Genomic DNA, 19,342 nt, shown 5'->3' on the forward strand with positions numbered 1-19,342 from the left:
AGGCATGAATACCCAAGATTTATTGGTAGCTTTCTGGACCATTGTTCGACGCGAAATTAAGCGTTTTATGCGGATCTGGGCTCAGACGCTGCTACCGCCTGCCATCACTATGACACTGTATTTCATCATCTTCGGTAATCTGATTGGTAGCCGGATCGGTGAAATGGGTGGCTTTGACTATATGGAATATATAGTGCCAGGCCTGATTATGATGTCAGTAATTACTAACTCCTATAGCAACGTAGTGTCATCGTTCTATAGCACTAAATTCCAAAAAAACATTGAGGAACTACTAGTTTCGCCTGTTCCTAACTGGGTGATTTTGAGTGGTTTTGTTTTAGGTGGAGTGGCGCGTGGGTTGGGCGTTGGTTTAATTGTCACAATATTGTCTCTATTCTTTACCGATCTTCAGGTTCAGAACCTTCTAGTGACAATTGCGATTGTATTCCTAACTTCAGTGCTGTTTGCTTTAGGCGGTTTTATCAATGCTGTTTTTGCGAACTCGTTTGATGATATCAGCATCATTCCGACCTTCGTGTTAACCCCTTTAACCTATTTGGGTGGGGTGTTTTATTCGATACAGTTACTGCCGGAGTTTTGGCAAGGGGTTTCTCAGTTAAATCCGATTCTGTATATGGTGAATACCTTTAGATACGGTATTCTAGGTGTAAGTGATATAAATGTAGGGTTTGCTTTCGGCATGATTATTCTGTTTATCGCCGGTCTATTTTCATATGCCCTATATCTGCTACAAAACGGTAAAGGTATCCGTAGTTAAATGAAAGAACATGATGTAATTGCCAGCTCGCCATTAGGGCAAGGTACCGAATACGTTAACAGCTATGATCCAAATCTGTTGTATCCAATTGCACGCGACGTCAATTGGAAGCAGCAAGGTGTAGAACGTAAAGATCTTCCATTTGTAGGTGTTGATATTTGGAACGCCTATGAGATGTCTTGGTTGAATCAGCGTGGTAAACCCGAGGTGCGTTTAGCTGAGTTTAAGGTCTTCGCTGATTCTGAAAATATTATCGAGTCCAAGTCGTTTAAGCTGTATTTGAACTCATTCAATCTCAGTAAATTTTCCTCTGAAAGCGAAGTAAAAGAGCGCTTAATCGAAGATCTTTCAGCAGCCGCTGGTGGACGCGTAGAGGTTCGCATATACCATCCTGATCAAGCACCAGAATTTGGGCAATTCACGGGTTTCTGTATCGATAATCAGGATGTTGAGATTACCCAATACACACCTGCGCCTGAGCTATTAACAACCGGCGAAGATGATATTGAAGAGGTGCTTTATAGCCATCTTCTCAAATCAAACTGCCCTGTAACGGGACAGCCTGATTGGGCAACGCTTGGTATTAGTTATTGCGGTAAAGAGATCGATAGAGAAGGGCTGTTGAAATACATTATCTCTTACCGCGAACACGGCGACTTCCATGAGCAATGTGTAGAAAATATTTTTATGCACATCTGGGAGCGCTGTAAGCCACAGAGCCTGAATGTTTATGCACGTTATGTTCGCCGTGGTGGTTTAGATATTAATCCATTCAGAAGTAGTGATTCTGAAGATATTGATAATCTGCGTTTGAGCCGCCAGTAGAGGGTAATATGGAAGCTTTAGAATTATTACATAATCGTGTTTCTTGCCCGGTTTTGAATGAGCCAGGCCCAACCGAAGAACAGTTAAAGAATATTTACCAAGCGGCTTTACGTGCGCCCGATCATGGAGCGCTGCGTCCATGGCGCTTTTTGTCTGTGCAAGGCGAAGCGAGAGCAAAGCTTGGTGAGCTTTTTCTCCGCGGTGCTTTAGCCAACGATGCTGAACTGCCTGATGCAAAACAAGATAAAATTCGTGCGATGCCTCTTCGAGCGCCATGCATGTTAGTTGTGATTGCTGCAGTCAAAGATAGTCCTAAAATTCCTGTGTTAGAGCAGGAGGTTTCAGCAGGCTGTGCCGCTCAGAATATGATTTTAGCTGCTTATGCTCAGGGGCTAGGGGCTATGTGGCGAACAGGTGATATGGCTTATAACTCAGTTGTACGTGAAGGCTTAGGTTTAACTGAGCAGGAAACGATTATTGGTTATATCTATCTAGGAACACCAAAGAAATTACGTAAGGCTCCTGTGCATGATCAGCAGGAGTATGTCGTTGAATGGACTGGCGTATAGGTAGCACCCTTTGAGTGAAGCAAACAGTACTACTGAGTTTCTTACTTGGCTTAAATCACAAATCCCATTGGTTAATCATATGGGAGTAAAGCCTTTAGATTGGGATGGCAAGTGCTTGCGAATGTCTGCAGCGCTTGCGCCTAATGTAAACGATAAGGGCACAGGCTTTGGCGGATCTCTAGCAACTTTATCCACACTCTGTGGTTGGAGTGCTGTGACTTTGTATCTTCGCGCTCAGGGCAGAAACGATGATGTGGTTATCAGGGAGAGTAAGCTCGAGTATTTCCTACCGGTAACCTCTGATTTTACCGCAGAATGCCAACTACCTAATGTCGAAGCATTAGCTGTTTTTGATCAAAAAATGCAGGCTAAGGGCCGTGCTCGGATGGATTTAGTGATCGAAATTAAACAGAAAGACCAAGTCGCTATGCGTCTCAGTGGCAGTTATGTTGCTATGGAAAAGCAGTCGTAGACGCCTTACCTCTTATATCCTCTCTAATATATCCTTGACCCTATAGTTAGCTTTAGGGTTTATGCTTAAGGAAATTTCATCACGTAATTTCTCAATCTATTAACCATACGACAGGTTTCATCATGATTTATCGGTTGTCTTTGCAAGGTGTTAAATGTGCAGGCTGTGTTAGGTCATTGGAAAAAGGCTTACAGCAAGCAGATGTAATTGAGGACTTTGCGGTTAATTTTGCTGATCGAAGCTTAAGTGTTTCCTCAAAATCTAGTGTTGAGCAGGTTATCGCTGCAGTCGAAAGTGCTGGATATGGTGCAGAAGAAATTACTGATGAAACTGATTTCGAACAGATTGAAGCGCGAGAAAACGGACAGTATCAGATAACGCTTAAGCGCAGTGTTATTGGTTTGGCTTTTGGGGCTCTGTTAATGCTTCAAGGCTGGCTTGGCATGATGCCTGATATCACAACAACGTCAGGGTTATGGTTAGGAGCGGTGACAGGTGTTGCTGCGCTGCTTTTGATGTTTTTCTGTGCGGGTCATATCTATCAAGGAGCTTATAAATCGGCTTTTCTGGGCCGATTTAATATGGATAGCTTAATCGCTTTAGGGACAGGGGCTGCGTGGATCTACTCTACCGGTCTATTGCTCGTTTCTGTAGTCGGTATCGAGCTGCCTATGGAAGCGCGCCACCTTTATTACGAAGCTTCTGTGATGATTCTTGGTTTTATTCTACTCGGGCAGGCATTGGAGGCGCGAGCACGAAAGAAAACCGGTGATGCTGTTCGAAGCCTTATGAATCTTCGTCCTGCTACAGCGCTTCGTGTGCGCGATGGTGAGGAAAAAGAAGTAACCGTTGAACTCCTTGCTTTGGGTGATGAAATCCGTGTGCGTCCTGGAGAGCGAGTGCCGATTGATGGTCAGGTGATGTCTGGCAGCAGTTACGTAGATGAATCTATGTTAACCGGCGAGTCAATGCCGGTGAACAAAGAAGTAAGTGACTCTGTAGTGGGTGGGACATTGAATGGATCAGGAAGCTTGCTGATTAAAGTAGAGCAGATTGGTTCTCAAACTGTTCTTGCACAGATCATCGAAGCGGTGCGTGAAGCTCAAAACTGTAAACCGGAGCTTGGTAAATTAGCCGATAAAATTGCAGCTGTTTTTGTTCCCGTCGTAATGGCTTTGGCTGTTATTACGGCATTAATTTGGTGGTGGTTTGGTCCAGAGCCTCAGTTGACCTACGCCATAATTACTATGATGACAGTGCTGATAATTGCTTGTCCTTGCGCTTTGGGTTTGGCTACACCTATGTCTGTTATGGTGGCTGTAGGTAAAGCCGCACAAAACGGTATTTTGATTCGTAATGCAGATGCGCTGCAGTTAGCCGAAAGAATCTCGGTCGTTGTGTTAGATAAAACCGGTACAGTGACCCAAGGCGAACCTGTAGTTACTGATCAGTTGTTTTTGCATGATGATCAGACCATGGTTAGAACAACAGTGGCGGCTATTGAGGCTCATTCGGAGCATCCGTTGGCTGCTGCATTGGTGAAGCAGTTTGGAACTGGGGAACTGTCAGTAGACGTTTCGAATTTTCAGAATGTATCTGGGCAAGGGGTCATTGCCGAAACCAACTCTGGCAGATGGTATATCGGCAATCAAGCATGGATGGACGAAAACCAAGTTGATTGTAGCGAAGTAACAGAAGTGGTTTCTAAATGGAGTAACGAATCTAAATCCCTTGTCTTTGTTGCTCAGAATAATCAGCTGGTTGCGTTGTTTGGTGTTGCAGATCCAATTAAAGAAGATTCTGAACAGGCGATTAGTGCGCTTAAAGCTTCAGGTTTAAACGTTGTTTTACTCTCTGGGGATAACAGTAAAACAGCGAATGCTGTGGCAAAGTCAGTGGGGATTGATAAAGTTTTCGCGGATGTGAGACCTGAGGAAAAGCAGGCCGTTATTCAACGTTTGCAAGAGCAAGGTGAAGTCGTGGCGATGGTCGGTGACGGTGTTAATGATGCGCCGGCACTAGCGCAGGCTGATCTTGGTTATGCGATAGGCTCTGGCTCTGATATTGCGATAGCGAGTTCTGACGTGACTTTGATTTCAGGCTCTTTAAAAGGCGTAGAAAAGGCTATTAACTTATCTAAACAAACGGTTCGAAATATTCGTCAGAACTTGTTTGGAGCATTTATTTACAACGGCTTAGCTATCCCCGTTGCGGCGGGAATATTGTTCCCGGTGGCAGGTATTCTGCTGAATCCGGCCATAGCAGGTGCTGCTATGGCCATGTCTTCAGTGACAGTTGTAAGTAATGCTAACCGTCTTCGTTTAGTTCGACTTTGATTCGGAACCTAAACGTTCAATCTTCTCGATGATCACTGCTTGTTGTGGGACATTGCGGTGACCGCCTTTCGGCGCTGTTGGGCTGCGGCTGATACGAACTACTAGATCAAGGCCGTCAGTAACTTTACCAAATACCGCGTAGCCTGGGCGTCTGCCGCGTGCATCAAGGTTATAGTTATTCACTGCATTGATAAAAAACTGTGATGTAGCACTGTCAGGGAAATTGGTACGTGCCATTGAAATTGTTCCCTGTAAGTTGCTTAAGCCATTTGCTGATTCATTTTTAATTGGATCACGAACTTCTTTTTGCTCTAGATCTTGAGTGAAACCACCACCTTGAATCATAAAGCCTGCAATAGTTCGGTGAAAAATAGTGCCTTCATAGAATCCGTTATCCACATAATCTAGGAAGTTCTTAACCGTGATCGGTGCTTTTTCCGGATAAAGTTCTAATTTGATGTCACCCAAATTGGTTTTCATAACAACCTGTGGGTTAGCTTGATCGGCTAAAGCTACGTTTATAAGAGAAAACGTAAGTGTGAAAATAGCGAGAAATTTTTTAAACATAGTCTTATCAACAATTAGATTTATTTGTTGGCATATTACCTAATTATCAAACCCGCCGTCACCTCAGTTATTTCCCACTCATTTCGGGTGATTTACCTATTGGTTATCTTTTAAGCAATTATCTGATATCAAAAGAGTTTTGCTATCTTTGAGATTCGTTCTATAGTAGTAGAGTATGTAACTCCTAAGTACTGTTGAGCCGTTTCTATGATTTGAATACTGCGCTCTATTGGAGGCGCTTATGAGCTTTACGATTGAAAAGCTAGATCACATTGTTCTAAACACCCTCAATGAGGAAGCGTGTTTAGACTTCTATGTCCGTGTGCTTGGCTGTGAACTGATTCGTAAGGTAGAAAGCCCTCTGTTATATCAACTTAGAGCTGGAGACTCTCTAATTGATATTAAGCCGGTTAAAGAACGGAGCGAGCACTCAAATCTAGATCATTTTTGTTTGAGGATTAAACCATTTGAACCCGAAGTGTTATTTCCTTTTCTGGGGAGGGAGGGAGTGCCTTATGGAAGGGTTGAGAAGAGAAATGGTGCAACAGGCTTTGGTAGTTCAGTTTACATCGAAGATCCAGATGGAAACTGTATAGAACTAAAAGCCGCATAGACTGTGTTAAGAAAACCAAATTAGACAACACTGCTTTGCGTAACAATAACTATAAATGCGGTCTGAAATACGGACATTCTAAGGTGCATACCTATATGCCCTAAGCCGCAAGACAAGAGTTGGAGTGGGTTAACTCATGGGCAATATGGCGTTAAAACATAAAATGCTTTTATTAACACTAATACCGTTGATTGCGGTATTAGCTGTCGTCATGGTCGTTGTAAATTTTCAACTAAGAGCGCTCGGTGAGCATGAAATTGAGGAGCTACGCTCCGAATTAATGGCGAGCAAGCAAGAGTCATTAAAGAGCTATGTTGATCTAGCAACATCATCAATTAAGCATATTTATGAGGGGACAGGTAAAGAGGATCTGTACGCGCAAGAGCAAGCATTGAATATCTTGACCGAGCTGACGTATGGCGAGAAAGGTGACGGTTATATTTTTGCCTACAAGTATGATGGTACCAATTTAGCTACTCGTCCGAAGCCACAGTTGCGGGGTAAAAACCTGATGGGGCTTAAAGATAAAAATGGCGTACTGATCATTGAAGAGCTAATTAAAGCCGCTAAAAAAGGTGGCGGTTATCTAACTTACGTTTGGACTAAACCATCTAAAAATGCTGATGTGGATAAGTTGAGTTATGCCATTGGTCTAGATAATTGGGAATGGATGGTAGGTACCGGTTTCTATATAGATGATATTGAAGATCAGGTTGCTGCGGCAACGGAAAAACTAGAAGCTGAGATCACAAATACCATGCTGTTTATTTTAATGATCGGTGGCGGCTTTGTGATTGTCTTCGGCTTAGTCTCAGTAATGATGGCAAATAGTATTGCCAATCCATTGGCGGCTGCAGCGGCTGCTCTGAAAGATATAGGCGAAGGGGAAGGTGACCTTAGTAAGCGTTTAGATACTAGTGCTAAAGGTGAAGTGGGTGAGTTAGCGCATGGATTTAACTCTTTCGCAGCTAAAATTCAGTCACTCATTGTTGAAGTTAAATCTTCAATCGAAGAACTTTCAAGAGCAACGGCTCGAATGACTGGCGTAGTTGATGATACTAGGCAAGAGGTTAATGATCAGCGCCAAGAAACCGAGCAGGTGGCTGCTGCAATTCACCAAATGGCTGCCGCTGTGCAAGAGGTCTCTACAAACGCAACCAATGCCTCGCACTCTGCGCAAACTGCAGATGATTCCGCGCAGGGTGGTCAGATCGTTGTTAATGAAACCATCAACTCAATTCAGTCATTACAAAGCGGCGTGAATAATGCGGCTGATGTTATCGGTCAGTTAGATCGTGATTCTGAGCACATTGGTACGGTTATTAATGTCATCAAAGAGATTGCAGACCAAACCAATTTACTCGCTTTAAATGCCGCGATTGAAGCTGCAAGGGCGGGTGAACAAGGCCGTGGTTTCTCTGTTGTGGCGGATGAAGTAAGAACGCTAGCCAACAGAACACAGCAGAGCACAGATGAAATTCAATCGATGATTGAAAAGCTTCAATCAGGTGCCCGTCAAGCTGTTCAGGAGATGGAGCGTAGCCGTGAACAAACAGATCGCACAGTTGAAAAAGCGAGTCATACTGGGGATCAGTTAAACACAATAACTACGTCAGTTAGTGATATCAGTGGCATGAGTACTCAGATAGCGACTGCTGCAGAACAGCAAACAGCTGTGGCAGATGAGCTAAGCAGAAGTATTCAGCACATTGCTGATATCTCTGAAAAAGCGAGTGGTAATGCCGATAGGCTATCTGCGACCACTGCGGAAATGTCGCAGCTCGAACAGCGCTTAACAACTTTGGTAAACCAGTTTAAAACGTAAAAGAAACTAGGTTTTTAAAGCGGGCATTTATGTCCGCTTTTTTTATGCCAATTTTCTTGGAGAGAATAGATAATAGCGGACTAAATTACTAAGTATTTGGCTAATAACGATCTGGGTCAGCGAAGGGATCGGTTTTTAAGGAAATAAAGGAAGTATGGCAAAGCCTAATAAGAAAGGGCCAACAACTACGGTAGATGTGTATTGCGCTAAATGTAAGGCGTTGTTATTCAAGTATCGTAAAGGAGGAAAAGGAGCCTTAGTAAAGTGTTTCAAAGAGCGTATCAATGAAGACCATACCAAGACTCCTTGCGAATGTCCGGGATGTCAGATGGTGTTTGCGCGTGAAGCATTAATTCGTGGCGCTCCCGCTTTCAAGTTGATCGGAGGAAAAGTGTTTGCCAAGTAATACTCTATCCTTGATTACTGCCTTGTTTGCTAAATTAGGAGCAAGGCAGAGGATATCCCCTTTAACTTGATAGGTAGTGCTTTCTGGGGGGAGTATGTTTCCGCCACCGTACTGTTTTAACGCTTGCTTTTCAGAAGTGCGCGAAAAGATCTGATGCTGATATGCTCCGCCTCGGCACAGTTCTCTTGCCGCATGATGCCACATTGTTTCGACATCTTTCTGACTGCTCTTTTTGTCCCCAAAGTATTCTACGCTGTATTCATCGCTATTGATCGGTGTAAAGCTGAAGCCGCTTTTACCGTCAAATGCATGATAGCTGCTATCACAACCGCTAAGCAGCAGCCCTCCTAATAACAAGCTTGATAGTTTTAAGTGGCGTTGCATTGTTTGTACTCCTTTATCTGTAGTGTTTAAGGTCTGTTTGTATACTTTAAAATATGTACAGATATTGATTTCTGATCATGGAGTAATGTTAAATTAGGCGGTAAATAGTATACAGATTTAGAAAATTATTATTTAGGCGTTACAGATTTGTAAAATTATTTCTGTGATGCTAATTTTTATTTTATCTGTACTGTAATATTTCACTGTAATGGTCATTTGTAATGAAACTGTATGAACAGCTCCAAGAAGCTTTGATTAAGCGTATAGAGCAAGGGTATTACCCTGTAGGGAGCAAGCTGCCTTCTATAAGATCGTTAAGCAAAGAGAGAGAAGTCAGTATTTCGACAGTTCAAGAAGCTTATCTTCGCCTAGAAGAGAATGGGTTTGTTGAAGTCAGGCCTAAATCTGGGTACTACGTAAAGTCCAGAGGAGAGGCGCCGGAATTACCAGAAGTGAGCCGACCGGCACAGCGTCCCCTAGAAGTGTCACATTGGGAGCAGGTTTATCATCTTCTAAATAGTGCCAAAGGACATGGACACATTGCTTTAGGGACTGCGAGCCCCGAAATTAATACTCCGACATTAAAGCCCTTACTGAAAGCGCTAACCAATTCAGCGGGCTTACAGTCAGAACAATTTCTCAATTACAGTGAGATTCAGGGGAGTGAGAAGCTACGTAAGCAGATAGCGCGACTAGCTTCAGATTCGGGATGTAAGCTTCATCCCGATGACATCATTATTACCAGCGGTTGTCAGGAAGCTCTAGTTTGCAGTTTGAGAGCAACTACAAAACCAGGTGATGTTGTAGCAACAGATTCACCCAGTTTCTATGGTTCGACTCAGGCTATTAAAGCGCTGGGATTAAAAGCTATGGAGATTCCGACGCACCCTGAAACGGGCATCAGTTTAGAAGCATTAGAATTGGCATTAGAGCAGTGGCCTATCGCGGCGATTCAGGTAACTCCAACCTGCAATAACCCACTTGGATATACTATGCCTGAAAGCCGCAAGAAAGAGCTGCTTAGACTGGCGCAGCAGTATGATATTCCGATCATCGAAGATGATATTTACGGCGATCTTTTCTATAAATCACCTCGTCCGAGAACGATTAAATCCTTTGATGAAGAAGGTCGTGTTCTGCTTTGTTCCTCTTTTTCTAAAACCATTGCTTATGGTTTGCGATTAGGTTGGGTCGCGCCTGGCCAATGTACTGAAAGGGTACTGCATAAGAAGTTTGTTTCGACTGTGAGTAACCCTCCAGTTCAGCAGGAAGCAGTTGCTGAGTTTATTGCTAAGGGATATTACGAGCGCCACCTTAGAAAGGTGAGAGCTCAATATCACCATAGCCGGGATATGATGATCGACCTTGTCAGACGTTACTTCCCAGAAGGCACTCGTATGAGTTACCCCGAAGGCGGTTATCTGCTTTGGGTGGAATTTCCTGTAGCAGTCGATTCAATAAAACTAAATAAAAGGCTAGAGGCAAAACAAGTGAGCATTGCGCCTGGGGTTATCTTCTCTGCGTCAGGTAAGTATCGTAATTTTGTTCGATTAAGCTTTTCCAAAAAGTTGACTGAAAAAACAGAAGAAGCGTTAAAAGCGATTGGCGAGGAGGCTAAAAAGCTGATAGCAGAAGCGTAATCAATTACGCGTATGGTTAACCAAAAAGCTTATATAGAAAGCCTGTAAATGGCCGACAATATGAGTCTGAATGAAGTTGCTGAGCGGAGAGTACAACATGGAAATGCAGTGGCAAAAGTTACTCACAACCAAGCGTTACGGCCATGCAGAAGTAACTGAAGATGAGTTTGGGAGAAGCCATTTTCATAAAGATCAGGATCGGATAATTTTCTCCAGTGCTTTCAGACGCTTAGGGCGAAAAACACAAGTTCATCCGATGTCCTTGAATGATCATATCCACACGCGTTTGACCCACTCTATTGAGGTGGGAAGTTTAGGAAGAACCTTAGGTATACGCGTAGGGGAGTTAATTCAGGATCAGCTTCCGGAGTGGGCAACGGCCTACGATATAGGAATGATCGTACAATCGGCCTGCTTAGCACATGATATTGGCAATCCTCCATTTGGGCATGCGGGCGAGTATGCAATAAGGGATTGGTTTAAACGCCAAGAAAACAGTGCACTGCTGGAAAATCTTTCTGACTCAGAACGCCTAGATCTGATGACCTTTGAAGGTAATGCCCAAGGCTTCCGAGTTGTTACGCGTATTGAAAATCACCTGTTTGATGGCGGTTTGCGTTTAACTTATCCAACCCTTGGCGCGCTTTTAAAATATCCTTGGAGTGCTGATTATGCAGGGGATAAAGGTAAATTCAGCGCCTATCAAACCGAAGTCGAAATACTAAATAAGTTAGGTAAAGAATTAGGTTTAATTGAGAAGTCTAAAGGCTGCTGGTGTCGCCATCCGCTGACCTATTTGATGGAAGCTGCTGATGACATCTGCTACGCCATTCTAGATCTGGAAGATGCTATTGAGCTGAATATTTTGACCTTCGATGAGATCAAACCGATCTTACTCACACTCTGTGGTGATACCTCTTATGAAGCAGAGATTTTTACCTCTCAAGCGTCTGCACGTCGTAAGATCTCGGCATTAAGAGGTATGGCGATGAAGCATATGGTGAGTTCTGCGGTTCAAGCTTATATGGATAACCAGTATTTGATTATGCGCGGTGAATACACTGGCGAGCTTTTAGCTGATGGTGATCCCGGTGTGCGAGATGGCCTGTATCAAGCTAAAAAATTAGCACGAGAAAAGGTATTCCCTGATACCCGAAAAACCGAGTTAGAAGTTGGTGCGTATACAACCCTAGGGGTATTACTCGAAGCGTTTTGCCATGCTGTATATGACAACTATCAATTACAGGGCGAAGGTTTGAGCTATCGTAGCGATCGCATTATCAGTTTGATGGGGATTCACGCTCCATCGCCGAAGCTGCCGCTTTATAAAGCCTATATGCGCGCTTTAGATTTTATTAGTGGCATGACAGATAACTACGCGACCTACCTCGCTCGACAAATTGGCGGCTTAAGTTAGGGGCCAGCAGGAATTTCTCATATAATAAGGTTTTTACATCGAGAAAAGGCTTATCCAGTGGCTTCATTAAAAGATCAATTAGGTAGTTTGGTTTATTCCACAGAAAAAGGGCAGCTTTGTTCTGGCTGTGGTGAAGCTTTATCTGAATGCGTATGTGCAGAGCTGGAGGATAAAAACAGACTGGATAATTTAGATGGCATCGTCCGTATCCGCCGCGAAACCTCAGGCCGAAAGGGTAAAGGTGTAACGACTATTACGGGTATTCCTCTGCCTGAAAAAGAGCTTAAAGCTTTATCTAAAAAGCTTAAAAAGGTTTGCGGTACCGGTGGTGCATTGAAAGATGGGATTGTAGAGATCCAAGGTGATCAGCGAGATAAACTTAAAACGTTGCTGGAAAAAGAAGGCTTTACCGTCAAATTGGCAGGAGGCTAGGGTTGATGGCTAAGAAAAACTGTACACGTTGTTTAGTCATGCGTTTTGCCTTAGTTTTTATGGCAATTGTTGTGTTGTTTATGCTGAATGGACTTAGCCAATTTTTTAACTAAACACTTATAGGAAGGATAATCATGGATAGAAAACTTCTGTTAACACCGCTATTAAGCGCTTTATTGATTATGCCGACCTTGGCCGAAGCGCGGATCTACGAATATGTAGATGATAATGGTCGTAAAGTGTTTGTGGATCGCCTTTCGAAAATTCCTCTTAAATATCGCGATCAGATGGAAACTCGCGAAGAACAGAAAGATAAGCTAGATCCCTTAGAGCTCGAAGCCTTCAATCAAGGAGCTGATCTTAAACAGCGTCAATTGGAGTTGGATAAAGCCAGATCTGGCATTCAAGATGCGATGAAAAAGTGGATTACGCCCTTTCAGTTCCACGCCAACCGTATCGTTTTACCTGTAAAAGTCTTCTATGGAGCTCGTTCGGCTCAATTATCTTTGGTTATGGATACTGGCGCTTCGAATACGGTTGTTCATAAACAAGCGTTAGGTTCATTGAACCCTCAATTACGCAAAGGTGGTTCTGCCAGAATCGCTGATGGCAGCCTAGTTGATACACAAAATGTACATTTCGATCGCGTAGAGATTGGGCCGTATAAAGGTAAAGGAGTCACGGCGAGTGTTCTGGATTATCAGGGAGGAGGAAGTACCGATGGTTTGCTTGGAATGGACTTCCTATATCAAGCGCGCTATGAAATAGATCGGGAAAAGAAACATATAGTTTGGGATCCGGAGCGTTATAAAGAGTTACAAGAGCAGCTCGTTGAGATTGACAGGCTGGAGCAGGAATTGAAGGGGGCACTCACTGCTCCAGCAGCCAATAATCCACAGGAATAAAACCTTAGAAATAACGTTCAACAGTCAGTTGAAGGTGGTCATCTTGTTTTAGGCTATAACTCAGGTCTGCTGGGTTATCAGCCGAAAAGAATCGACCATCTAAGCTTAATTTCCAGTTATCACCAAAACGTCTGCTCGCTTCAATAATCATACTATTACTGTAGTAGTCCAAATCATGGCCAATACCGGCTAATACTTCGGTGCTTGCTGCATCGTTTAGGGTTAATCGTGCGCCCATAAAGACGTCATTTTGGATAGCAGCGTCAGCTGATTTACCTCGCTCATCCCAGCCATATTCCAGTAAAACGCCAATGTCGGCAGAGCTGTCTTGAATACCGTAAAAGGTATATTCAAAACCACCTTGAGCAGCCCAATAGTTTTCACTTTTAGTGTCGCGATGAATGGTTTCTAACTTCCAAAGCCAACTGTCTAACGTAGCTTGTAAGTCAAAACCAATCTGGTTCATCTGCTCGTAATGGGGTACTAAGATTGTCTGGCCATTCACTGACTGGACTTGTAATTTAGGATCTCGGTTGGTGCCTCTAAACCAATAAGCACCTAAATCAAAATCACCAAGCGTATGGCTCCAGCGAATTGCTGTATCTATATGTTTATTACCTGCGCTGGATTCAAAGGTTGCTCTATCAGTGTCGACTACTAGACCTCCGCGGAGGCGGCCATTCGTGCTAGCAAAGGTGCGTTCTCGAAACCCAGGTAAAAGGTAGAGATCGATGATGCCCCAGTCTTTGACTAGGGATAGGTTGATCATCTGCTGACCAAGTTTATCTTCACCATCAAAGTCTTCGACACCATCTGTCTGGTTGATCACATCAACTAGATGCTGGAATTCGGTAACCCCCCAAAAGACTTTACGTAGGCCTGTACGCAGTTCCCAGTCGTCAGAGACATGCACCCAGCTTAACTCACGAATATCTCCGTGAGTTCGCTCGCTGTCATTTTCATCTACACGAAGAAATGGGGTGAAGGTTAAGCTATCAGCGCCATCGTTCCACTCCCAATAAAGCTCCGGCTCGAAAGAAAATGACAAATTGGTGTCGTAGTCTTGTCCTGCGAATTGAGCGCTTTGAGTGAAGAGGCGTAAATCGGCGGTGGCTTTACCCGACAACTCAAAGTAGGTTTCTGCCTGAGCAGGCAGGGCTGTTAAAAGCCCCGCTGCCAGTGCAGTCGTGAACGTCTGCCTAATCATCTTAGCGCGCTCGTTTTAGCGTGTTTTTATTGAAGTCTTTATCAGTTAAACCTGTTTTGAACTGATAAGAACCGTAGGTAAGGTCGGTGCTTTTACCTGTTTGGTGGTTCACCATTTTCATTAGATCTGGACGCCAGTGCTTACCTTCATACTCTTTGTATTCATGGTAAGTCAGGGTCTTAAGTTCAGAGTCTTTACGGTCGTAGAAATCGATTTTCCACGGACGGTACTCCGCTTGATCTAACCATACTACGCGTCGGGTATAACCAGAGTTCTTATCCACTGGGTATTGTTCTACAACAAAACACGTACCGCCTTCACAAGCTTCGTCACGTAGATACTTGTAAGTGTATTTTTCTACCTCAAAGGAAGATAGATCTTCGTAAGCAAACTCAGAACCCATAAATGGACCGGATTTGTTACGCGAAGCAATACGTTTTACGCGTTTAAGAGCAGGCAAGTAAAGCCACTGATCGTCCGCGCCAATAGGGTGGGAGAAGCTTAAAAACGCTGTACCTTTAACATCTCTAGGCTTGTCGAAAACCGATAGGCTTTTGTCACCATCGTTATCAACTTCTAAAGACTTCATGCGGATCTCACGCACGCTTTCCTGACCCTGTTTATTACGCAGAATCATATTCATCTGCGCTTGCATATCAGTCCAGCCAAGATCGCTTGCTTTAGCTTCTTCTGCAATACGTAGACCTTTTTCTTCAGCGGTTTCAGCAATAGCAACGCCTGAAGTGAGAATCATGCCTGCAATGCATACAGATTTAAGCGGGTTGGTTAACAGAGTCATCTTTATCTCCTTCAGAATTTTTTAGTGCTGCATTGGCTGGTTGTACAGGGCCAGTTTGTGTCGGATCGTTTTGTGCAGAGTCATCGCTTTCTGCGTCTTCTTGCTCTTCTTTTGCTGTTTTATCCAACAGCATCAGAAGTGGAGGCAAGAATAGGAAGTCTACAATTAACGCGATCAAAATAGTCAGTGCTGTTAGTAGGCCCATATCGGCGTTCACTTTAAAGGTGGACTGAGCCAACACCATAAAGCCTGCTACCAATACAAATGTGGTTACCCATAGTGCTCGACCTACGCTGGCAAAGGCATAACCAACAGCTTCTTTACTGTTCTTGTTACGGTCTCTGCGAGCATGCAGGTACTTGCTCAAGAAGTGAACCGTATCATCTACCACGATGCCAAGTGTCATGCCGGCAACAACAGAAAGTGCTAGACCTACTTGGCCATCAATCAAGTACCAAACACCAAAGCCCATTGCCGCTGGCGCTAAGTTTGGAATCAGACTGATGAAACCGAATTTCACCGAACGTAATGCAAAGCCAAGCAGTACAGATATCAGTACAAGGGCCAAAGATGTGCCAATCAACATGCTGTAGATATTACGCTGGCCAATGTGTGCAAACATAAGGCTAGGGCTTGCAATATCCACTTCATAGTTTGATGCATTCTCTGCAAACCAGTTATAGATGCGGCTTTCCAACTCAATCTGCTCGGTACTGGTCATATTATTGAACGTAGCGATGATGCGAGTAGAAGACTTATCCACGTTTAACTGGTTATTTAGATCCAAACCGTAAGGCAGAGACATTTCGTACAGCAATAAGTATTGCGCTGACAGTTCACGTTCATCCGGTAGTTTGTAATACGCAGAATCGTCACTGTGCATGTTTTTGTTTAAGCGTTTAATAATATCGCTCAACGTATTCACGTGATCAGTTTCCGGTTGAGCACGTAGCCATTCTGTTAGATCTCCGACTGTTTTTAGGAACGCAGGGGAGTTAATCCCACTAGCTTCTTTGGTATCGATGGAGATCTCCATTGCCGTCATGCCTGATAGATTATCCTGCATGTAATCTGTTGCCTGACGGAATGGCACGGTTTCATCGAAATACTTTACGAAGTCATCATTCAGTTTGTTTAACGGAACGAGGAAAACGGCCGCAATCATTAAAACTGACATCGCTGGAAGTAGAACTCGACGCTTCGAGATTACCAGATCTGCCAATTTGTGCATGAAGTCATTTTTGCCTTCTTCCATCGGTTTAACGTGGACAGGCAGTAAACGCAGCATTGCAGGGAATACTGTTACCGAGAAGATAAAGGCAAGCATTACACCTGCAGCGACCATGTTACCCAGATCGCGGAATGGAGGGGAATCTGAGAAGTTCAGGCTTAAAAAGCCGATTGCAGTGGTCAAACTGGTTAAGAAAATTGGCTGGAAGTTAATCCGTAGACTGTCCTGAATCGCTTTCTCTTTCTTAACGCCCTGACGCATCTCGTAGAACATTGTTGTTAGGATATGCACGCAATCTGCTACAGCTAACGTCAGTACCATAATTGGGGTACTTGCAGATGGTCCTGTTAGGTAAAAGCCTGTCCAGCCAGCTAAACCCATGGTTGCAGCAATAGAGAAGATGATCACGACAACAGTTGCTAAGGTGCCGCTAAAATTGCGTAACAGAAGTACCATGCCGATGATGACGACTAAGAACATCAAAGGCACAAGCGTCGCGTTGTCCTCAATAGATGCTTCAGCAAAGCTGTTGTTCATCATTACCATGCCTGAAAGGTGAACTTTCAGGTTTGGATTCGCTTGAACAAATTCATCGCGCATTTCACGAACTTTACTGACTACCTGAGGTACTTCAACAACTGGGTCAACGCCGGGTAGTTGTACGGTGATGTTTACAACCGTGACATGAGCCTCTGGAGAGATCAGTTTGTTTACCAATAGCGGTTCATTAACAGCGATCTCTTTAAGCCTTGGCATATCCGCATCAGTCAACGTTTCAGCGTCTAATACCAGATCTTCAACGATCATATCGTCTTCTTCAGACCATGTATGCTGATAGTTGGTAATCGAATCTACGCGGGTAGAGTAGGGTACCTGCCAAGATTCAGTCGTCAGCTCTTGAATCGCCGCAAGGGTTTTAGGAGTAAACACTTCACCACTTTCAGGTGATATAACAAAAGCAACATTGTCACTTTTGCTGTAAATCTTCTGCATCGCTTCGAATGCTGTCAGTTGAGGATTCTCATCACTGAAAAACACGCGATAGTCGCTTTTGAAGACCAGATTTTTAGCGCCGTAAGTTGCGCCAACGACGAACATTATCGAGAAGAGAACGACCCAAATAGGGTGGTTCAACACGAATCGGAAAAGGCGATCTCTCATTTTCCTGCTCCAAGGGCCCTTGCGGGGTTGATTGCGGTTAAGCAATATTAGTTATTTCTTTTTTAATGACGAAACGTCATTAACTAAGGTTTAAAAAACGGTGCAAGCACCGCGTTTTTTAATTCATCGCAGTTTTTAAGAACTGCACATCAACTGCTTTTGCTGAAGCTGTTTAACTTCTTCTGCAAAAAGTTCGGTTTTAAAGCGCTGAATGCTCTCATGCCACGGATGATCTTGGGTAAAAGGCTTCCAATTTAGGCCATCCAGTAAAATATTTGAGTGATTAACTAGCTCTCTTTCTAGTTGCATTTCAGCTCTAACGTTACAGCGATCAAGGGTCTCATGAAGCAAGGCAATAGTACCGAAGCTCATAGACCATAAAGAAAAAGCTACTTGAGCAGGGCATAGGTGTGGCTGTAACGATAAATCACCACTCGCAAGGCCTGAAGAGATCACCTCCAACATGCCGCCCAATAACTTGTTTTCTAAAATAAGGTGTTCTTCTTGACGCTTTTCGGTTGATTTTTCCCGAACTGACGGTGTCTTAGCAGAAAGAACCAACATAAATTCTGTAGGGTTTAGCTGCGAATGGAGCATATAGCCATACCCAACGGCGAGCATCTTCTCGCGACTACTGCCGTCATATTGAAAGGCGCGTTCGAATAGCGCCCCTAGTCGTCTTACACAGCGGTTACATAGACCGGTTAATAGGTCTTCTTTACAGGTAAAATGGTTGTATACCGTGCCTTTAGAGTAAGGCAGCCTTGCTACTACTTTATCTATAGTGAGCCCAGCTACACCTAATTCACTGATGATCTGTATAGCAGCTTGCATAATTTCTTCTTCACGGGCTTCTAAATCGGCTTCGTGAATAACTTTGGGGCTCATATTATTTCTATTACCTATAAATGACGGTCCGTCAAAAATACTGTTTTTTACTCAGCTGAGCAAGTGTGAAATTTGCAACAATCCGTTGCTATTAAGAAACAGTTTTGCAACAACCAATGCCTGCTAATCGCTACTATTAGTGATTTTAATAATCTTTAATATATTAATTGTCTAATTCAGCTATTCATGATGTTTTGTAGGGGCTTTATTTAAGAGGGTTCGAGCGTATTCCTAGCCGAAAGGTCTTCTGAAAGCAGGTGAAATATATTAATAAATCTGCTTTTGTCACGAAGTTGCATTGTTCAGTGTCTAAACTGCTTACTGTCAAAAATGATAGTTCTTATCTTTTTCGGCACCTGTTCCCCGGTATGGAACCAGGGGGAGTTGATTCATAGATGAAGAAACTGTTGTTCAAACAGGAAAGGAGTGCTTGATATGAAAATACCAACCTACGTGCTTGCAGTAAAAAATGAACCTGAAGGTCAACTTCAGCTCGCTCCACAAGGGGTAAAGGCTGCAGACATGCCGGTGTGTTTTTCGCCAGAATACGCATCCCATCTTTTTAATTTCAGTGAATCTCGTGTTCAGTGTAAAGAGGGTGAGAGTGTTTTTCTGTTAAAGGGAGATGTGGATATTTCTGGCATCGCTCAGGAATCTGATTTTCCCGAAGCATTTAAAGCATTACTGAAAAATAATAACGACTTAGAGGATTGGACTGTGCTTCGGCAAAAGTCTGCTCTTTCTTCCGATTCACAAGAATATAAACGCAAAGTGCAAGAAGATCTCGCTCGAACACATATGTTGTTGAAAATAAACAAAACACTTATGTGAAGGGCTGAAAAGATAAGGCCGCGATTAATCGCGGCCTTTTTCTATCTTACTTTTTC

Annotated in this window: 18 protein-coding genes; 12 read left to right on the forward strand and 6 right to left on the reverse strand. The window is 43.5% G+C overall.

All coding sequences use genetic code 11. From position 1 onward, the window contains the following. Window positions 1-4: 4 nt before the first annotated feature. The 5 genes from ACMXYU_RS05085 (at window position 5) to ACMXYU_RS05105 (ending at window position 4,980) form a co-directional block, all read left to right on the forward strand. Window positions 5-778, forward strand: a complete 774-nt coding sequence (locus tag ACMXYU_RS05085) for an ABC transporter permease (RefSeq protein ID WP_415888751.1) — start codon at window positions 5-7, stop codon at window positions 776-778. After that, window positions 779-1,603 carry an NADPH-dependent 7-cyano-7-deazaguanine reductase QueF gene (gene queF, locus ACMXYU_RS05090; protein WP_415900493.1) on the forward strand — a complete coding sequence of 275 codons (825 nt, stop codon included), beginning with the start codon at window positions 779-781 and terminating at the stop codon, window positions 1,601-1,603. It begins immediately after the preceding gene. Between the two features lie 8 nt (window positions 1,604-1,611). Further along, on the forward strand, window positions 1,612-2,172 hold the full coding sequence (locus ACMXYU_RS05095; protein WP_415900494.1) for an NAD(P)H nitroreductase: 561 nt from the start codon (window positions 1,612-1,614) through the stop codon (window positions 2,170-2,172). Between the two features lie 10 nt (window positions 2,173-2,182). After that, the gene (locus tag ACMXYU_RS05100) at window positions 2,183-2,644 is read left to right on the forward strand and encodes a YiiD C-terminal domain-containing protein (protein ID WP_415900495.1); all 462 of its coding nucleotides are present in this window, start codon (window positions 2,183-2,185) and stop codon (window positions 2,642-2,644) included. A gap of 122 nt (window positions 2,645-2,766) precedes the next feature. Next, window positions 2,767-4,980, forward strand: coding sequence for a heavy metal translocating P-type ATPase (locus tag ACMXYU_RS05105; protein WP_415900496.1), 2,214 nt, complete (start codon window positions 2,767-2,769; stop codon window positions 4,978-4,980). Here ACMXYU_RS05105 and ACMXYU_RS05110 read toward each other — a convergent pair. Beyond that, on the reverse strand, window positions 4,966-5,547 hold the full coding sequence (locus ACMXYU_RS05110; RefSeq protein ID WP_415900498.1) for a peptidylprolyl isomerase: 582 nt from the start codon (window positions 5,545-5,547) through the stop codon (window positions 4,966-4,968). The two genes, ACMXYU_RS05105 and ACMXYU_RS05110, sit on opposite strands and share 15 nt — an antisense overlap. Window positions 5,548-5,788: 241 nt before the next feature. Between ACMXYU_RS05110 and ACMXYU_RS05115 the strand changes: the two genes are divergently transcribed. After that, the gene (locus tag ACMXYU_RS05115; protein ID WP_415892089.1) at window positions 5,789-6,160 is read left to right on the forward strand and encodes a VOC family protein; all 372 of its coding nucleotides are present in this window, start codon (window positions 5,789-5,791) and stop codon (window positions 6,158-6,160) included. A 163-nt stretch (window positions 6,161-6,323) separates the two neighbouring features. After that, complete coding sequence (locus ACMXYU_RS05120; RefSeq protein WP_415900499.1) at window positions 6,324-7,985, forward strand: methyl-accepting chemotaxis protein; 1,662 nt, start codon at window positions 6,324-6,326, stop codon at window positions 7,983-7,985. Between the two features lie 349 nt (window positions 7,986-8,334). Here the strand turns inward: ACMXYU_RS05120 and ACMXYU_RS05125 are convergent, their stop codons facing one another. Continuing rightward, window positions 8,335-8,775: a hypothetical protein gene (locus ACMXYU_RS05125; RefSeq protein ID WP_415900501.1), complete on the reverse strand. Its 441-nt coding sequence runs from the start codon at window positions 8,773-8,775 to the stop codon at window positions 8,335-8,337. Window positions 8,776-8,996: 221 nt separating this feature from the next. On the opposite strand from ACMXYU_RS05125, the gene ACMXYU_RS05130 reads away from it, so the two are divergent. The 4 genes from ACMXYU_RS05130 to ACMXYU_RS05145 all read left to right on the forward strand — a co-directional run bounded on the left by ACMXYU_RS05130 (window position 8,997) and on the right by ACMXYU_RS05145 (window position 13,169). Further along, complete coding sequence (locus ACMXYU_RS05130; RefSeq protein ID WP_415900502.1) at window positions 8,997-10,415, forward strand: PLP-dependent aminotransferase family protein; 1,419 nt, start codon at window positions 8,997-8,999, stop codon at window positions 10,413-10,415. A gap of 97 nt (window positions 10,416-10,512) precedes the next feature. Then, window positions 10,513-11,832 (forward strand): deoxyguanosinetriphosphate triphosphohydrolase, encoded by a 1,320-nt coding sequence (locus ACMXYU_RS05135; RefSeq protein ID WP_415901098.1) that lies wholly within the window; start codon window positions 10,513-10,515, stop codon window positions 11,830-11,832. A 57-nt stretch (window positions 11,833-11,889) separates the two neighbouring features. Beyond that, window positions 11,890-12,264, forward strand: a complete 375-nt coding sequence (locus ACMXYU_RS05140) for a translation initiation factor Sui1 (RefSeq protein WP_415900503.1) — start codon at window positions 11,890-11,892, stop codon at window positions 12,262-12,264. Between the two features lie 134 nt (window positions 12,265-12,398). Beyond that, window positions 12,399-13,169 carry a retropepsin-like aspartic protease gene (locus tag ACMXYU_RS05145; RefSeq protein WP_415900504.1) on the forward strand — a complete coding sequence of 257 codons (771 nt, stop codon included), beginning with the start codon at window positions 12,399-12,401 and terminating at the stop codon, window positions 13,167-13,169. A gap of 4 nt (window positions 13,170-13,173) precedes the next feature. Here ACMXYU_RS05145 and ACMXYU_RS05150 read toward each other — a convergent pair whose 3' ends face one another. The 4 genes from ACMXYU_RS05150 to ACMXYU_RS05165 all read right to left on the reverse strand — a co-directional run bounded on the left by ACMXYU_RS05150 (window position 13,174) and on the right by ACMXYU_RS05165 (window position 18,455). Further along, window positions 13,174-14,376, reverse strand: coding sequence for a hypothetical protein (locus tag ACMXYU_RS05150; RefSeq protein WP_415900505.1), 1,203 nt, complete (start codon window positions 14,374-14,376; stop codon window positions 13,174-13,176). A 1-nt stretch (window position 14,377) separates the two neighbouring features. Next, window positions 14,378-15,175 (reverse strand): outer membrane lipoprotein-sorting protein, encoded by a 798-nt coding sequence (locus ACMXYU_RS05155; RefSeq protein WP_415900506.1) that lies wholly within the window; start codon window positions 15,173-15,175, stop codon window positions 14,378-14,380. Then, entirely contained in the window at window positions 15,150-17,567 is a 2,418-nt protein-coding gene (locus ACMXYU_RS05160; RefSeq protein ID WP_415900507.1) for an efflux RND transporter permease subunit, read from the reverse strand. Before ACMXYU_RS05160 ends, ACMXYU_RS05155 begins: the two co-directional genes overlap by 26 nt. A 135-nt stretch (window positions 17,568-17,702) precedes the next feature. Next, window positions 17,703-18,455 (reverse strand): TetR/AcrR family transcriptional regulator, encoded by a 753-nt coding sequence (locus ACMXYU_RS05165; protein ID WP_415900508.1) that lies wholly within the window; start codon window positions 18,453-18,455, stop codon window positions 17,703-17,705. Window positions 18,456-18,890: 435 nt separating this feature from the next. Between ACMXYU_RS05165 and ACMXYU_RS05170 the strand changes: the two genes are divergently transcribed. Beyond that, the gene (locus ACMXYU_RS05170; RefSeq protein WP_415900509.1) at window positions 18,891-19,286 is read left to right on the forward strand and encodes a hypothetical protein; all 396 of its coding nucleotides are present in this window, start codon (window positions 18,891-18,893) and stop codon (window positions 19,284-19,286) included. Window positions 19,287-19,342: the final 56 nt, after the last annotated feature.

The sequence above is a fragment of the Neptuniibacter sp. QD48_11 genome, from assembly GCF_047778095.1.
In the GTDB taxonomy this organism is placed as follows: domain Bacteria; phylum Pseudomonadota; class Gammaproteobacteria; order Pseudomonadales; family Balneatricaceae; genus Neptuniibacter.

Bases quoted from the DNA above. Each gene is read 5' to 3' on its own strand.
- ACMXYU_RS05120 (WP_415900499.1), top strand. From the start codon at position 6,324: ATGCTTTTATTAACACTAATACCGTTGATTGCGGTATTAGCTGTCGTC.
- ACMXYU_RS05095 (WP_415900494.1), top strand. From the start codon at position 1,612: ATGGAAGCTTTAGAATTATTACATAATCGTGTTTCTTGCCCGGTTTTG.
- ACMXYU_RS05110 (WP_415900498.1), bottom strand. From the start codon at position 5,547: ATGTTTAAAAAATTTCTCGCTATTTTCACACTTACGTTTTCTCTTATA.
- ACMXYU_RS05125 (WP_415900501.1), bottom strand. From the start codon at position 8,775: ATGCAACGCCACTTAAAACTATCAAGCTTGTTATTAGGAGGGCTGCTG.
- ACMXYU_RS05155 (WP_415900506.1), bottom strand. From the start codon at position 15,175: ATGACTCTGTTAACCAACCCGCTTAAATCTGTATGCATTGCAGGCATG.
- ACMXYU_RS05115 (WP_415892089.1), top strand. From the start codon at position 5,789: ATGAGCTTTACGATTGAAAAGCTAGATCACATTGTTCTAAACACCCTC.
- ACMXYU_RS05085 (WP_415888751.1), top strand. From the start codon at position 5: ATGAATACCCAAGATTTATTGGTAGCTTTCTGGACCATTGTTCGACGC.
- ACMXYU_RS05105 (WP_415900496.1), top strand. From the start codon at position 2,767: ATGATTTATCGGTTGTCTTTGCAAGGTGTTAAATGTGCAGGCTGTGTT.
- ACMXYU_RS05160 (WP_415900507.1), bottom strand. From the start codon at position 17,567: ATGAGAGATCGCCTTTTCCGATTCGTGTTGAACCACCCTATTTGGGTC.
- ACMXYU_RS05135 (WP_415901098.1), top strand. From the start codon at position 10,513: ATGGAAATGCAGTGGCAAAAGTTACTCACAACCAAGCGTTACGGCCAT.
- ACMXYU_RS05170 (WP_415900509.1), top strand. From the start codon at position 18,891: ATGAAAATACCAACCTACGTGCTTGCAGTAAAAAATGAACCTGAAGGT.
- queF (WP_415900493.1), top strand. From the start codon at position 779: ATGAAAGAACATGATGTAATTGCCAGCTCGCCATTAGGGCAAGGTACC.
- ACMXYU_RS05150 (WP_415900505.1), bottom strand. From the start codon at position 14,376: ATGATTAGGCAGACGTTCACGACTGCACTGGCAGCGGGGCTTTTAACA.
- ACMXYU_RS05130 (WP_415900502.1), top strand. From the start codon at position 8,997: ATGAAACTGTATGAACAGCTCCAAGAAGCTTTGATTAAGCGTATAGAG.
- ACMXYU_RS05165 (WP_415900508.1), bottom strand. From the start codon at position 18,455: ATGAGCCCCAAAGTTATTCACGAAGCCGATTTAGAAGCCCGTGAAGAA.
- ACMXYU_RS05145 (WP_415900504.1), top strand. From the start codon at position 12,399: ATGGATAGAAAACTTCTGTTAACACCGCTATTAAGCGCTTTATTGATT.